Source organism: Ruminococcus gauvreauii (genome assembly GCF_025151995.1).
Lineage (GTDB): Bacteria > Bacillota > Clostridia > Lachnospirales > Lachnospiraceae > Ruminococcus_G > Ruminococcus_G gauvreauii.
In genome coordinates this window covers 1,282,511-1,297,056 of sequence record NZ_CP102290.1, presented here as the reverse complement: position 1 = coordinate 1,297,056, position 14,546 = coordinate 1,282,511, and the positions used below count along the sequence as shown (strand labels likewise).

At 49.6% G+C, this 14,546-nt stretch carries 13 protein-coding genes; 9 read left to right on the top strand and 4 right to left on the bottom strand.

Going from position 1 to position 14,546, the window contains the following annotated elements; all coding sequences use genetic code 11:
- Nucleotides 1-256 precede the first annotated feature (256 nt).
- The gene (locus tag NQ502_RS06290) at nucleotides 257-1,039 is read left to right on the top strand and encodes an arylamine N-acetyltransferase family protein (RefSeq protein WP_028530443.1); all 783 of its coding nucleotides are present in this window, start codon (nucleotides 257-259) and stop codon (nucleotides 1,037-1,039) included.
- A gap of 72 nt (nucleotides 1,040-1,111) precedes the next feature.
- Here the strand turns inward: NQ502_RS06290 and NQ502_RS06285 are convergent, their stop codons facing one another.
- From NQ502_RS06285 to NQ502_RS06275, 3 genes are read right to left on the bottom strand one after another with little or no spacing between them, the layout of a single operon-like run.
- The gene (locus NQ502_RS06285; RefSeq protein ID WP_028530444.1) at nucleotides 1,112-2,167 is read right to left on the bottom strand and encodes a uroporphyrinogen decarboxylase family protein; all 1,056 of its coding nucleotides are present in this window, start codon (nucleotides 2,165-2,167) and stop codon (nucleotides 1,112-1,114) included.
- Nucleotides 2,168-2,188: 21 nt separating this feature from the next.
- A complete protein-coding gene (locus tag NQ502_RS06280; protein WP_028530445.1) occupies nucleotides 2,189-3,580 on the bottom strand; it encodes an SLC13 family permease in 1,392 nt (463 codons plus the stop codon).
- Between the two features lie 13 nt (nucleotides 3,581-3,593).
- A complete protein-coding gene (locus NQ502_RS06275) occupies nucleotides 3,594-4,988 on the bottom strand; it encodes an MFS transporter (RefSeq protein WP_028530446.1) in 1,395 nt (464 codons plus the stop codon).
- 466 nt (nucleotides 4,989-5,454) lie between these two features.
- On the opposite strand from NQ502_RS06275, the gene glnA reads away from it, so the two are divergent.
- The 5 genes from glnA to NQ502_RS06250 all read left to right on the top strand — a co-directional run bounded on the left by glnA (nucleotide 5,455) and on the right by NQ502_RS06250 (nucleotide 9,902).
- Complete coding sequence (gene glnA / locus NQ502_RS06270; protein WP_028530447.1) at nucleotides 5,455-6,786, top strand: type I glutamate--ammonia ligase; 1,332 nt, start codon at nucleotides 5,455-5,457, stop codon at nucleotides 6,784-6,786.
- A 46-nt stretch (nucleotides 6,787-6,832) separates the two neighbouring features.
- Nucleotides 6,833-7,381 (top strand): ANTAR domain-containing response regulator, encoded by a 549-nt coding sequence (locus NQ502_RS06265; RefSeq protein WP_028530448.1) that lies wholly within the window; start codon nucleotides 6,833-6,835, stop codon nucleotides 7,379-7,381.
- Nucleotides 7,382-7,492: 111 nt separating this feature from the next.
- Complete coding sequence (dapF, locus tag NQ502_RS06260) at nucleotides 7,493-8,326, top strand: diaminopimelate epimerase (RefSeq protein WP_028530449.1); 834 nt, start codon at nucleotides 7,493-7,495, stop codon at nucleotides 8,324-8,326.
- Between the two features lie 10 nt (nucleotides 8,327-8,336).
- Nucleotides 8,337-9,551, top strand: a complete 1,215-nt coding sequence (locus NQ502_RS06255) for an LL-diaminopimelate aminotransferase (protein WP_028530450.1) — start codon at nucleotides 8,337-8,339, stop codon at nucleotides 9,549-9,551.
- 27 nt (nucleotides 9,552-9,578) lie between these two features.
- Nucleotides 9,579-9,902: a DUF6951 family protein gene (locus NQ502_RS06250; protein ID WP_028530451.1), complete on the top strand. Its 324-nt coding sequence runs from the start codon at nucleotides 9,579-9,581 to the stop codon at nucleotides 9,900-9,902.
- A 203-nt stretch (nucleotides 9,903-10,105) separates the two neighbouring features.
- Here the strand turns inward: NQ502_RS06250 and asnA are convergent, their stop codons facing one another.
- Entirely contained in the window at nucleotides 10,106-11,116 is a 1,011-nt protein-coding gene (gene asnA / locus NQ502_RS06245) for an aspartate--ammonia ligase (RefSeq protein WP_028530452.1), read from the bottom strand.
- Nucleotides 11,117-11,663: 547 nt separating this feature from the next.
- Here asnA and NQ502_RS06240 point away from each other — a divergent pair.
- From NQ502_RS06240 to gatA, 3 genes are read left to right on the top strand one after another with little or no spacing between them, the layout of a single operon-like run.
- Nucleotides 11,664-12,746 carry a hypothetical protein gene (locus NQ502_RS06240; RefSeq protein WP_028530453.1) on the top strand — a complete coding sequence of 361 codons (1,083 nt, stop codon included), beginning with the start codon at nucleotides 11,664-11,666 and terminating at the stop codon, nucleotides 12,744-12,746.
- A gap of 20 nt (nucleotides 12,747-12,766) precedes the next feature.
- Nucleotides 12,767-13,060, top strand: a complete 294-nt coding sequence (gene gatC / locus NQ502_RS06235; RefSeq protein ID WP_028530454.1) for an Asp-tRNA(Asn)/Glu-tRNA(Gln) amidotransferase subunit GatC — start codon at nucleotides 12,767-12,769, stop codon at nucleotides 13,058-13,060.
- An 18-nt stretch (nucleotides 13,061-13,078) separates the two neighbouring features.
- Nucleotides 13,079-14,545: an Asp-tRNA(Asn)/Glu-tRNA(Gln) amidotransferase subunit GatA gene (gene gatA / locus NQ502_RS06230; RefSeq protein WP_028530455.1), complete on the top strand. Its 1,467-nt coding sequence runs from the start codon at nucleotides 13,079-13,081 to the stop codon at nucleotides 14,543-14,545.
- Nucleotide 14,546: the final 1 nt, after the last annotated feature.

Sequence of the window (14,546 nt, the reverse complement as noted above, 5' to 3'; positions counted from 1 at the left end):
GAATTCCTCCTTTTTTCCTCCAATACATTTCGTTCTCGTGATTATTCATACAATACGTTGAACTATATAACATGGCGTTTTCTCTATTATACTATAGGGGAAATCTGTCAGCAATCCTACATTGCATACCATATATTTGGGATTGACTGAACGGTTTGTAGGATAATTAAAAAAAGAAAAAAAAGACGTTTTCACTGAGGATTTGAAGTGTTAAACTGTGGATAAGCTAATTTATAATGACAGGAGATGAAAAGATATGTACGAAGAGCTTTACCGTGAGATTCCCGATGTCGGAGCATACCTTGAAAGACTGGGGCTGGAGGCGCCCGAGCAGTGTGATGAAGCGTATCTCGACAGGCTGGTCTATACCCATCAGTGTGAAATTCCATTTGAGAATATTGACGTGTACGACAGGAATCTTCCGATTTCCATAGGTACGGAAGATATTTTCGATAAAATTGTGACCAGGAAAAGAGGGGGATACTGTTTCGAACTGAATACGCTGTTCCTGAAACTTTTAAATGCGTTAGGTTATGATGCCTGTGCCTGCCGCTGTAGGATCGTCCGGGGAAAGGATTATCTGCCTCCGGTTCTGCACGTGGGGTCGCTCGTAACGCTTGAGGACGGCGTTTATTTCTGTGACGTCGGTTACGGAGGACCGCAGCCCGGCGGAGCTGTGAAGGTGGAAGACGGCTTTGAGAAGATCTGTGCGGGGCAGAAATTCCGTGTACAGAAAAGTGATGAGTATTGGTGGATGCTGTCGTACGTGACCGCTGGAACATGGGTGGATATCATGCAGTTTACGCTGATGCCGCAGGATGAAGTGGAGTTCGTGACGCTGAATCACTACTGTTCCACACATCCCGATTCGGTTTTTGTAAAACAGCGCATGATCAACCGCAGGCTTCATGGCGGCAGTATTTCGCTGGTGGGAGATACCTTTGCGAAAACGATTGACGGCGTGCGCAAAGAGGAGACGGTGAGAGATGACAGACGGTATCATGAACTGCTGAGGCAGGAATTTGGGATAGAAATATAGAAAAGTCCGGTTTCGGGGAAGACAAACTCCCGGAAACCGGACTTTTTCATGGTTTTTTGAACCGGTATTCTGTTATTTCTGCATTTCCAGATATTTTATACGGCTGTAGCGGTACAGCTCATCTGCAAGGTTGACTGCGCGGTCTGGTTTGTTGTCGCGCAGCCGGCAGGCAAAACGTCCGGTCATTGCAAGGTCATCCACGGTTTTGTGAATGTGTGCCACGGCATCCTCGTCGCTCATCTCCGCCGGGATGATGTACAGCGTACACTGTGCGAGATCTTTTCCGTATGTTTCCATGATCGCTTTCTTGTCGTTTGCGCTGTCCTGTCCCTCCCAGGCATCGAAGCCGGCCTTGATGATGAGGGGCATCAGCGTGCCGATGCATCCGCACGAATGCAGGCAGATGTACATGCCCATGTCATGAGCTGCCTTCGTGATCTTCTGGTATTGCGGAAGCAGGAGCTCTTCATAGAGATCCGGGGAGAAGAATGTGCTTCTCTGTGTTCCCATATCGTCGTGGAACAGGATCATATCTACATGGTAAACGTCATGAGCAATTTTGATCAGTTCAATGTGCCAGTCAACCAGCGCATCGTAAAACTCTGTCAGAACTTCCGGTTCCTCGAGAAGATAGCAGAAAGCGTCCTCGAAGCTGGTGAGGTCGGCGGTGCGCTCGAAGAGTCCGTTTACGATCGGAAAGTATGAGAAACGGTCCTCGGCGATGCGGTCTTTGAAATTCTCCTCGTAATCCTTCTGCCAGTCGATAGCGGAGAGATCAGGAAACGGGAGTTCTTCTTTCCAGTTAGTAATGTCAGATAAACGCCGGGTTCCCGGTTTTACCATAGCCGCGTTGGAAAGAGGTTCGTAAACCCACTCGATGCCAAACCAGTCAGTTCCGCCAAAAGCTCTCGCGTAAGCGTCGGGCTGGACCATCGGCTGGACGGCATTATTATCATAAGTCTGGTTCGGAACCCAGAGCGGCATTTCTCCTCTCAGCATGCGGAGCATGTTTTCCTTTGGAGTGATTGGGCGGTTCTGTTTCGGAACGATACAGTCCGGGGCGCCGTAGATGCCCGGCATACTGTATTCGCCGATTACTTCTAATTCTTTTTCGTTAAATGCAGTCATAATGAAACTCCTTTCTGTGTGTTAAAGAAAACCTAAAAAGCCAAGCGCAACCGGAACCCAGATGGAAACACAGAGTGTGATGACGATCTGAATCGGAATCGATACTTTGGGCACTTCGCCCATTTTGTAGTAGCCGGTAGCATAGGTCAAAAGCGGAACTGTATCCAGCGGCAGCAGGAAACAGCAGGATGCGCAGATGGTCAGCGGCATGATCAGCAGTGTCGGTGATATTCCCCATGCACCTGCCATGGAGAGGAAAGAACCGCCCAGCATGGAGATCAGAGCCGGCCCGATCGGAATCGGGATCAGCAGGAGAAATACGATCAGGCAGATCACTGCTACAAGCAGGACGAGGGGAAGATCGATCTGGCTGCTGAACAGAAGATCGACCAGCCATTCGCTGACGCCGTTAACTTTTAAGGCGTTGCCCAGGGACATCATAGTTCCAATCAGAAAGAAGGATGCCCAGCTCACGGTACGTGTGTAATCTTTCCAGTTGAGGACCTCAATGCCGGGAAGGAACAGGAACGCAAAGGCGATTGTTCCGACAACGGTGATATTTAAGGCCGGAATCCAGGAAGACAGGACCCACAGTGTGAATGTGCACAGTATTATGACTGACACGTATTTTTCATGAAAATCAAATTTTTTCGGAATATTCAAACTGGTAATATAAGCTTTTACTTTGTCATCGCCAATCTCCGCGGGTTTGAATACAAACGAGATAAGCTGCCATGCGGCGAACAGGGATATAAGCGCGATGGGAATACCGATGCACATCCACTGCACAAAGGAGATCCTGGTACCGGATTCGATCAGAAAATCCATTCCGAGCATGTTCAGGGGGCTTCCCGCAGGTGTCATCATACCGCCGATCATGCTTGCGATCGGAAGTCCGATCATAAATGCTTTTCCGCTGCGGCTGCGGGTTTCCTTGTCTTCGTAAACATTCAAAAAGCTCAGGACTACAGTGACAAATACTGCCGTCGTAGCTACATTTGACATGATGGAAGATAATACAGCCGCGCACAGCATCAGTGCGAGCAGGATGTTCTTTGTTTTTGTGCCAAACAGTTTAATCAACAGTACCAGCAGACGTTTGGAAAGCGGTACTTTTGCAATTGCTTCGGAAATTCCGAAAGAAACCAGTACAAAAAACAGAATATGGTTGGTGTAACCGGATAAGGCCTGACCGATATTTGGAACCGTGCCGAAGACCACCATCATGGGGACTCCGAGCATACAGACGATTCCAAGGGGAAGGGGCTCTGTAACCAAAGCGATAATAATGGCTATCAGAACCCCAAGAGTGTTTATTCCCTCTCTGCCAAGACCAATGCTCTCCGGAACGAAAAACATACCAACCAGAACTGCACATGCTAATATTGCACCGGCAATCTGGGTTCGTCTCATATTGTCCTCCGTATTACTGACGAGCAGCGATTTCAGCCTGGTATTGTTCTACTTTTTCTTTTGTGATGCGGAATCCAAACGCGAGCAGCAGGGCTGCAACGATCAATGCACATGCCGGAATTACCATGAATGCGAGGCAGATGCCTTTCTGAAGCTCAACGGTAGCAGCAGCAGCCTCGATGCTTGGATCGAAGTTTGCGACTGCGAGACATGCGGAGATAATGATACCGCGGAACATAACGCCGACTTTCAGCGGAACATTCTGAAGACCGCTGATCCATCCGGTTGCATTCTTTCCGGTCTTCCACTCGGAATAAACGATGGTATCTGCGTACAGTGCCGGTGTACATGCGTAGGCAACGCCGTAACCGAACTGTGCCAGAGACATCAGGATCATGACAAGCGTCACGTTGGTGTATGTGAAGTTGGCGATGATCAGAACGACTGCCATCAGCAGGAAGATACCGATCGTTGTCTTACGTGTGGAGAATTTTTTCGCCATATTCTTTGCCAGGTAAGAACCGATAACACAGAGAATATTGGAGATCAGGATATAAGTCGCAAGCATTCCTGCATTCTTTGCGACGTATGTAAAATAGTAAACTGCCACACCGGATACTACGAAGTTGAACATCCATTTTGCGAGATCTGAAATCAAAAGGATGATCAGCGGCGGGTTCTGCAGAAGCGCTCTTACGAGGTCCATGCCGCTTGTCTTTGTGGTATCTTTGCTGCGGTCTTTTACTGCTTCCATGTCGACTTCTTCATAGCCGTCGAACATTTTAAAGTGTGCAAAATATAAAGCTGCCATTACCCAGCCGAGTACGAATGCCGTTGCGCCGTACTGGCTTGTCTCTCCGATGATCCCTGCAAAAACTGCAGCCAGAGGCGGTCCGACATAGGAGAAGATAACTTTTGAGAAGTTTGCCCATGCGGCTCTTGTGGAAGAGAGCTGTGCTCTGTCATCGGGTGTCTGGCCGGCGATCGCGATCATGGATACATTTGCCACGTAAGGGAAGTTCCATACGACGTGGCTGGCGATCGTAGCTACAATGATGATGACGACGGATAGGACTCCGTCACCGATCTTCAGGAACTGGAACGCAAATAAGAATGGGACCAGCCATGGAAGTAAAATCAGCCAGGAACGATAGCGTCCCCATTTCTTTGGTTTGATACTGTTCAGTACGGCGCCGTACATCCATGACAGACAGGCGTCAACTGCGCTGGAAATTGTGGTGATCAGTGTTACGGTACCGAGGCCGAACTGAGCCAGGTTTGTCAGAAAGAAATTGAAGAAATAACTTTCCACGTTGGTCATCAGCGTAAAGCCGCAGTCACCAACACCATAGAACAGTTTCAGCGCTTTGCTGAGCTCTTTTTTTGGTTGTTTGTTTGGTGTGCTCATGTGTAACCCTCCTTCATTTTTTCGATTCCCGGGACCCTTCCCCGTGTGTCCTGAGGGAATAATCATATCTATTTCATTATATCCGTTTTGGGTCTGCAGGTTAATCCTACATTCCGTAAGATAGTTTTTTTGATTTTCGTACAATATGTAGGAGACGCGAAAGTTGGTTGAGTTTATAAAAAATTTATAAAAGCGGAAAAAATGAAAGAAAAACGTACAGAAAATTGTAGAAAACGACCGCGTAAACCGTAAAAATAAACAAATAGTAAAGTCTGATTATATGGAAACCATACAAATAAAAAAATGTAATGTACAGTTTGTTGCAATGGGCGGACCGGGATTGACAAATGGAAAGGCGCCTGCTATGATGTTAGCAGAACAAGGGCGTTCTTTGGGGAAAAGAACGCCCTTTTTGTATACTTTTTTGAAAATATGAGTTTAAAAAGAAGAGATAGGAGAGATGACTATGTCCAGATACACGAAGGAAGATATTTTGCAGATTGTGGAGGAGGAGGATGTGGAATTTATCCGCCTCCAGTTCACAGATATGTTCGGTGTGTTTAAAAATGTAGCGATCACCTCCAGCCAGCTGGAGAAGGCGCTGCACAATGAGTGCATGTTTGATGGTTCGTCCATTGATGGATTTGTCCGGATCGAAGAGTCCGATATGTATCTGTACCCGGATGTGGATTCTTTTGAAATTTTCCCATGGAGGCCGCAGCAGGGGAAAGTAGCCAGACTGATCTGTGATGTGTACCGGCCGGAAGGGGTACCGTTTGAGGGAGACCCGCGCCATATTCTGAAGAGAGTGCTGAAACAGGCGGACGATATGGGATATGAATTTAACGTTGGCCCTGAATGCGAATTTTTTCTCTTTCATACAGATGATGACGGACTGCCAACCACGATCACCCATGAGAAGGCGGGGTATTTCGATCTGGGACCGGTGGACCTCGGTGAGAATGCAAGGCGCGATATGGTGCTGACGCTTGAGGAGATGGGATTTGAAATAGAGGCTTCCCATCACGAAGTGGCGCCGGCACAGCATGAGATTGATTTTAAGTACGGACCGGCGCTTATCACGGCGGATAATATCATGACGTTTAAACTGGCGGTGAAAACAATGGCAAAGCGCCGGGGCCTGCATGCGTCATTTATGCCGAAGCCCAAATACGGTATCAACGGTTCCGGTATGCATATTAATATGTCGCTGTCGAAGGACGGCTATAATATCTTCCGGGATGAGGAAGATGCCGTGGGACTGAGTCATGAGGCGTACTGTTTTATCGGCGGACTTATGAGACATATGAAGAGTATGGCTGCGGTCACCAATCCGCTTGTAAACTCTTATAAACGTCTGGTTCCCGGTTTTGAGGCGCCGGTCTATATCGCATGGTCGGTTAAAAACAGGAGTCCCCTGATCCGGATTCCGACGGAGAGGGGGGAGGGAACACGCATTGAACTCCGCTGCCCGGACCCCGCCGCGAATCCGTATCTTGCACTTGCAGTATGTCTTGCAGCCGGTCTTGACGGCATTAGGAATCAGATCATGCCGCCGGACGCTGTCAAACGCAATATTTTTGAGATGAGCCGCGCCGAGAAAAAGGCGGCGGGCATCACGGCGCTCCCGGCAAATCTTCTGGAAGCGGTCAGGGAACTGGAGAAGAGTGAATTTATGAAAGAAGTGCTTGGAGACGCATTTGTGGAACGGTATGTCACAGCGAAAAGGGCAGAGTGGGAGGCTTATACGGCTCAGGTGACGGAATGGGAGATAGACCAGTATCTGTATAAAATCTGATGCGCCTGTATGATCGTGTGAACGTGTTATGATAGGAGGCGTAAGTGTGAGCAATATAATTGTGGTTTTTCCCAGGACAGAAGATGTGAAAAACATAAAGAATCTGCTGATACGCCATGGCTTTGAAGTGCTGGCGGCCTGTACTTCAGGGGCTCAGGTGCTGAATCACGCCGATCATATGTCAGACGGAATTGTGATCTGCGGGTACCGGCTTGCAGATATGCTGTATTCGGAACTGAGGGAAGAACTTCCGGCAAACTTTGAAATGCTGCTCGTTGCCTCGGATCGGGTACTGGGGAACTGCGGAAGCACCGGAGTGGTGTCTGTCGGCATGCCTCTCAAAGTACAGGAGCTGCTGGACACGCTGAGCCTGATGACCGGGCAGGGGTCACGGAACAGAAGGAAGCGCATGACCGGGCCCCGCAAGCGTTCCGAAAAGGAGAAAGCCGTGATAGAAAAGGCGAAAAAACTTCTGATGGAAAGGAACCGGCTGACGGAGGAGGAGGCACACCGTTATATTCAGAAATGCAGTATGGACAGCGGCAATCATATGGCAGAGACAGCGGAGATGATTCTGTGCTGTTACAATATGTGAGATCTCCCGGCTGAAATATTTATGCCTGATGAATTGTAAGTTGCACTGTTATAGGTTATAATCAATAGTTAATAATAAGTGCAGGTGAGAATTACGGCATGGGAGGTAAAAATGAAATTTACGAAAATGCACGGCATTGGAAATGATTATGTTTATGTAAACTGTCTGAAGGAGACGGTGGACGATCCGTGTGAGACGGCCAGATTTATCAGCGACCGCCATTTCGGCGTGGGCTCCGATGGCCTGATCCTGATCAAACCTTCTGATAAGGCAGACTTTATGATGGATATGTATAATTCCGACGGGTCCCAGGGCGCGATGTGCGGAAACGGCATACGGTGTGTGGCTAAGTATGTCTATGATTACGGGCTCACGGACAAAACCCGGATCGCCATCGAGACGAAGAGCGGGATCAAATATCTGGACCTGACGCTTTCGGAAGGGCTCGTTTCCACGGTGAGGGTGAACATGGGAGCCCCCGATCTGAAAGCGGGGAGGATTCCCATCATTTCCGATCATGACAATGTGGTGAATGAACCGATTGAGGTCGGCGGGCAGGTGTACCGTATGACCGGGGTTTCCATGGGGAATCCGCATGCGGTAGTATATATGGAAGATGTTGCAGGGCTGGAAATAGAGAAGACAGGGCCGATGTTCGAGAATCATCCGCGTTTTCCGGACCGGATCAATACGGAGTTCGTGCGCGTGATCGACCGCGGCCTGGTGGAAATGCGCGTATGGGAGCGCGGGTCGGGTGAGACACTTGCGTGCGGCACAGGGGCCTGTGCGGTAGCTGTCGCCAGCGCTCTGAATGGCTATACGGCGGATGAGATCACCGTGAAACTGCTCGGCGGGGATCTGACTGTCTGCTGGGACCGGGAGGAGAATCAGGTTTATATGACCGGACCTGCAACGGTGGTATTTGACGGAGAAATTGAGATCTGAGGAGGTCGCGATGTTTAAGATAAATGAGAATTATTTGAAATTACCGGGGAGTTACCTGTTTTCCAGGATTGCCGGAAAGGTAAATGCATTTCAGAAGGAGAATCCGGAAAAGAGTATCATACGTCTGGGAATCGGTGATGTCACGCAGCCGTTGGCGCCGGCTATCATATCTTCCCTGCACGCCGCCGTCGATGAAATGGCAGATGCAAAGACGTTTCGTGGGTATGCACCCGATCTGGGTTATGAGTTTCTGAGAAATGCAATTGCAAAAAACGATTACGCCGGCCGCGGATGTGAAATTGCGGCGGATGAAATTTTTGTATCGGACGGTGCCAAGTGTGATTCAGGAAATATACAGGAAATCTTCAGCACGGATAATAAGATTGCGGTCTGTGATCCGGTGTATCCCGTATATGTGGACACGAATGTGATGGCGGGAAGAACCGGGACGTATGATCCATCCGCGGAGACCTGGAGCGATGTGATCTACATGCCGTGTACGGACGCCAATGATTTCGCGCCGGAACTGCCGGGAGAAACACCGGATATCATCTATCTGTGTTTCCCGAACAATCCAACGGGTTCTGCGATCACGAAGGCGCAGCTGCAGGAATGGGTGGATTACGCCAATAAAGTGGGAGCCGTCATCATCTATGATGCCGCCTATGAAGCATATATATCGGAAGCGGATGTGCCGCACAGTATCTATGAGTGTGCGGGGGCGAGGACGTGTGCGATTGAGCTTCGCAGTTTCTCTAAGAATGCAGGATTTACCGGGGTGCGTCTGGGATTTACGGTTGTTCCAAAAGATCTGAAGTGCGGAGATATCTCTCTGCACGCGCTGTGGGCAAGGCGTCACGGTACGAAATACAACGGAGCGCCCTATATGATCCAGAGAGCGGGTGAGGCGGTATATTCACCCGAGGGAAAAGAGCAGCTGAAAAAACAGGTCGCATACTATATGAACAATGCGAACGTGATCTATGAGGGATTGAAGAGTGCCGGTTACAGCGTATCGGGAGGCGTCAATGCCCCGTATATCTGGCTGAAAACACCGGGTTCCATGACCTCCTGGGAGTTTTTTGACTTCCTGCTTGAGAGGGCCGGTGTAGTCGGTACACCGGGATCAGGATTCGGACCCAGCGGAGAGGGATATTTCCGCCTGACGGCATTCGGAAGCTATGAGAATACCGTGGCGGCTATCAAACGCATAAAAACATTATAACTGTATTCAGGGAAAGAAGGGGATGTTATGACGAAAGTAATGATCAATCCTGGTATCTGCGGTTTTATCACGAGCGCAGAAGCTGTGTCGGATGACGACACAGAGGTAAAAGTGAAGGTGAAATCAGGGTGTCCCAGCGTGAAAAAGATGTTTGAAGAGCTGGGGGATACGTTTGATGCATTTGAGGTATGCCTTCAGAAACCGGGTGAGGGGCCGTTCTTCGACTATGCGAAAGAACATTTTCCGGTGCATGTCTCATGTCCGATCCTGGCGGGGATCATAAAGTGCATGGAAGTGGAATGCAATCTTGCGCTCAAAAAAGACTGCGAGATCAAATTTGTGGATGAATAGATGACGTGTTCGTACCATAAAAAAAGATTGCGCTCTCGCGCAATCTCCGCGCGCGAGCGGACTGCAAAGCAGTAGTTTCCTTTCCGCGAGCTGCGCAGCTATGCACGAAGTGCATTTTATTACATAGGGGATTCCAGAGGAATTTCCTATGTAATAAAAAGAACGCTGCCGGGCACCTTGTTGCCTGGGCAGCGTTCGCATTTCTAAAGAAGTGTGATGCCGTTCTTCGCGGCTTCTTCGATGATCTCGGGCGGCCACAGAGAACACTGCACTTCTCCGATATGCGCTTTTCGAAGGAAGAACATACAGATTCGGGACTGTCCGATTCCGCCGCCGGCGGTATAAGGGAGCATTCTGCGCACGATGGCTTTCTGGAACGGAAGCTGGGCGCGTTCCGGACATCCGGCGATCTCCAGCTGACGCATCAGGGCTTTCTCATCTACGCGGATTCCCATGGAAGACAGTTCAAGGGCTATATCAAGCACCGGGTAATATACGATAATGTCGCCGTTTAAGGACCAGTCGTCATAATCCGGGGCACGGCCGTCATGCTTCTGACCGGATGCCAGGTAATCTCCGATCTGCATGATAAAGACAGCGCCTTTGTCTCTGGCGATGCGGTATTCCCGTTCTTTGGCAGTCAGGTCCGGATAGAGATCCTCCAGTTCCTGTGATGTGATAAAGAAAATTTCCTTCGGAAGAATCTCTTCGATATAGTCATATTCGATTGCCATATATTTTTCTGTCTTTTTTAATGCCTTATACACCTTGCGGACGATTTCCTTGAGGGTGTTGATGTTGCGTTCGTGGCGGTCGATGATGATCTCCCAGTCCCACTGGTCGACAAATATGGAATGGATATTATCAGTGTCCTCGTCCCGGCGAATCGCGTTCATATCCGTATAAAGGCCTTCACCGTAGATAAAACCATATTTCTGCAGTGCATATCGTTTCCATTTAGCAAGAGAATGAACGATCTCAGCTTCCTCGTCATCCTGTTCTTTGATGCCAAATGTAACGGGACGCTCCACTCCGTTTAAGTTGTCATTGAGTCCGGACTGCGGCTGTACGAAAAGCGGAGCCGTGACGCGCAGCAGGTTGAGCTGTTCTGACAGGGCTTTCTGAAAAAAGTCTTTTACCGTTTTGATACCTACCTGTGTATCGTGAAGATTCAACGCGGAATGGTAGTTTTCCGGTATGATTAATTGATCCATGATAGTTCCTCCATGTTTACTGAGGTGCAGTGCACCCGGTGTCAATGTTTCCATTATACAGAGAAATGTATTGCTTGACAAGTGAATCCCGGGATACGGAATGATAAATTTTCATGAACTCCTTGTCAGGAAAAAATAATTATGATAAAATTATTGCAACAGTTCAGAGGGCGGGAATATTGACACAAAAAGATCCCCCTCTGAACAGACATTTATTTTCAAATATGAAAAGGCTGAGAGGGAGACTCTGCTTTGGGAACTTGACAGGAATACGGCGCCACCGACTGAGAGCGCTGTTGGAGGGAAAAAAGCAACAGGGAACACTCCGGAGCCGGCTGGCTGAACGGATGAGTAGGTCAGCACGCGGCACCCGTTAAGTGCGAAAGAGGCAGCGGTGCGGTATTTATTCGCCGGTCTGCAAAGCGGGTGGTACCGCGGGAAATGTATGATATCCCGTCCCGGAATATGTATGTATTCCGGGACGGTTTTTTCATGGTAAAGAGGATATATTTGGCAGGCGCTTCGGGGAAGCGGATAGGAGCAGAGTATGGGAGAGAGCAGGTGTTTACTATGTGAAGGCCGTATCGTGAACGGCAGGTGCGAGGACTGCGGGATGAATTATAACCGCAGAAGAACATACCGCTTAAATGGTAGCGGGGGATATACTGTGACAGTGCAGAAGGAGAAAGCTGCGGGGAATAAAAAACCACCTTCCGCGCAGGCGGTGAATGCGCAGAGGACTGAGAGCACGCAGCGCAGGACAAAGGAGATGTATGGAAACCGGGCTTCCTACCCGTATCATAAAGAACAAACGGCGAAGAAGAGGAATTTTGGCGGGATTGTGGTCGCCGTGATTGTGGCAGTCGGCGTTATTTCGAGCGCGGGTGAGTGGATCTATGACAAGGTTTCTGAGATTCAAAGCGGCCGGGCGGAAACTGCAGCGGTATGGGAAACCAATACGGGTGATGAAGAATATGTTTACGATCCATACGAGTATGTGACCGAAGTGCTGCCCGAAGGCGGAGAGAGTATGACCGCGGTACTGCAGCCGGGCGTCTATATCGGCGGAAGCCAGCTGCCGGTTGGGCAGTACAGCGTAAAGGCAGTGGAAGGTCTGGGGAATGTGACACTGGAGGACACGGATCTGATGATCTGCCGCCTGGAAACGCTTTGGTCGGAAGAGGTGGCGGCGTACGATGAATATCAGGAAGAATATCCGTATGAAACAGAGACAACCGCGGATGATTTTCGGCTGTTTGAGGGCTGGGCGCTGAAGGTTCAGCCGGGGATGGCTGTCGAAGTTTCTTCGGAAAATGCACAGACTGCTTCTCAAAAAGTACCGCAGAAGAATGCACAGGATCACTCGGTTGTGTTGGAGGACGGAATGGAGGCCGGAGTGGACTTCCCGGCGGGCGATTATAATCTTACAGTGGTCAGTGATTACGGATCGGTAGTGGTGAAGCGCGGAGACTATGAGGTGTTCCATTCATTTCTGGAGGCAGGGCAACTTACAGGCGAGTACAGGAATCTTGTCCTGAAAGAGGGCGATCAGATTATCATTGAAGAGGACTATACCGGAGAAGGATTCGAAGTTCATCTCGATGCATGTGAAAAGATTTATCCGGAGTAACGAGCAGAAAGGAGATCACAATGGCTGATATGATTAATGACGCAACGATCGAATATGTTGGAATACTGGCGAAGCTTGAGCTTTCCGCTGAGGAAAAAGAGCAGGCGAAGAAAGATATGGGACGTATGCTTGACTACATCGATAAACTGAAGGAGCTGGATACATCGGGTGTGGAGCCGATGTCCCACATTTTCCCGGTCGAGAATGTCTTCCGTGATGATATCGTGGAAAACGGAGATGACAGAGAACGCATGCTGGCAAATGCACCGGAACAAAAAGACGGGCAGTATCAGGTGCCCAGGACAGTCGATTGATGCAGGAGGAACAGATTCATGGAAATATTGAGTATGACAGCTGTCGAGCTTGGCAGAAAAATAAAACAAAAAGAGATTTCCGTCGCCGAGGCAGTCACAGTCTCTCTGGAGCGTGTGCGTGCTGTCGAGGGGGAAATCCATTCCTTTGTGACAGTAGAAGAAGAGGCGGCAATGAAAAGGGCAGAAGAAGTTCAGAGGCAGATTGACGACGGTACGCTTGCGGGGCCGCTTGCGGGTGTTCCCGCTGCGGTAAAAGATAATATCTGTACGGAAGGTACGCTTACGACGTGCAGCTCCAGAATTCTGAGTAATTTTGTTCCGCCGTATTCGGCAGAGGCAGTGAAAAACCTGGAAAAAGCAGGAGCGGTAATCCTTGGCAAGACGAATATGGATGAGTTTGCAATGGGGAGCACAACAGAGACTTCGGCGTTTGGCGTTACACGCAATCCCTGGAATCTGCAGCATGTGCCCGGCGGTTCTTCCGGCGGGTCATGTGCCGGTGTTGCCGCGGGCGAATGCTTCTACGCGCTCGGTTCTGATACCGGAGGTTCGATACGGCAGCCGAGTTCTTTCTGCGGGGTCACGGGACTGAAGCCCACTTATGGCACGGTATCGCGTTATGGGCTGATTGCCTACGGATCATCGCTGGACCAGATTGGACCGGTAGCGAGGGATGTGACGGACTGTGCGGCAGTTCTGGAAGCGATTGCTTCCTATGATAAAAAAGACAGCACATCTGTAAAACGCGCATCGTATGATTTTACCAGTGCGCTTGAAGATGATGTGAAGGGAATGCGGATCGGTATCCCTTCTGATTATATGGGAGAGGGTCTCGAAGCAGAAGTGCGGGAGGCGGTACTGGAGGCGGCTGACGTGCTGAAGCAAAAAGGAGCCGTTGTGGAGGAGTTTGACCTGAGCCTGGTGGAATATGCGATCCCGGCATATTATGTTATTGCATCTGCAGAGGCGAGCTCGAACCTGTCGCGGTTTGACGGCGTCAAATACGGCTACCGCACACCGGAATACGAAGGACTGCACAACATGTATAAAAAAACCCGCTCGGAGGGCTTTGGCGAGGAAGTGAAGCGAAGGATCATGCTGGGCTCTTTTGTGCTGAGCTCAGGATATTATGATGCGTATTATCTGAAAGCCCTGAAGGCCAAAGCGCTGATCAGAGAGGCTTTCAGCCGGGCATTTGAAAAATATGATGTAATCCTGGGACCGACAGCGCCGTCGACAGCCCCCAGACTGGGCGAGAGTCTGGCCGACCCGCTGAAAATGTATCTGGGTGATATCTATACGATATCGGTGAACCTTGCAGGCCTGCCCGGAATGAGTGTCCCGTGCAAAACGGATGCAAAAGGGCTTCCCGTCGGCATCCAGCTGATCGGAGACTGTTACCGGGAGGACAATATCATACGGGCAGGCTATGCGTTTGAACAGACCAGGACATATCGGGAACCTGTGATGAGAGGAGTGAAGTAGG

Coding starts and splice junctions, on each gene's coding strand:
- NQ502_RS06255 (WP_028530450.1), top strand. CDS start 8,337: ATGTTTAAGATAAATGAGAATTATTTGAAATTACCGGGGAGTTACCTG.
- NQ502_RS06240 (WP_028530453.1), top strand. CDS start 11,664: ATGGGAGAGAGCAGGTGTTTACTATGTGAAGGCCGTATCGTGAACGGC.
- NQ502_RS06290 (WP_028530443.1), top strand. CDS start 257: ATGTACGAAGAGCTTTACCGTGAGATTCCCGATGTCGGAGCATACCTT.
- NQ502_RS06275 (WP_028530446.1), bottom strand. CDS start 4,988: ATGAGCACACCAAACAAACAACCAAAAAAAGAGCTCAGCAAAGCGCTG.
- glnA (WP_028530447.1), top strand. CDS start 5,455: ATGTCCAGATACACGAAGGAAGATATTTTGCAGATTGTGGAGGAGGAG.
- asnA (WP_028530452.1), bottom strand. CDS start 11,116: ATGGATCAATTAATCATACCGGAAAACTACCATTCCGCGTTGAATCTT.
- dapF (WP_028530449.1), top strand. CDS start 7,493: ATGAAATTTACGAAAATGCACGGCATTGGAAATGATTATGTTTATGTA.
- NQ502_RS06250 (WP_028530451.1), top strand. CDS start 9,579: ATGACGAAAGTAATGATCAATCCTGGTATCTGCGGTTTTATCACGAGC.
- NQ502_RS06285 (WP_028530444.1), bottom strand. CDS start 2,167: ATGACTGCATTTAACGAAAAAGAATTAGAAGTAATCGGCGAATACAGT.
- gatC (WP_028530454.1), top strand. CDS start 12,767: ATGGCTGATATGATTAATGACGCAACGATCGAATATGTTGGAATACTG.
- NQ502_RS06280 (WP_028530445.1), bottom strand. CDS start 3,580: ATGAGACGAACCCAGATTGCCGGTGCAATATTAGCATGTGCAGTTCTG.
- gatA (WP_028530455.1), top strand. CDS start 13,079: ATGGAAATATTGAGTATGACAGCTGTCGAGCTTGGCAGAAAAATAAAA.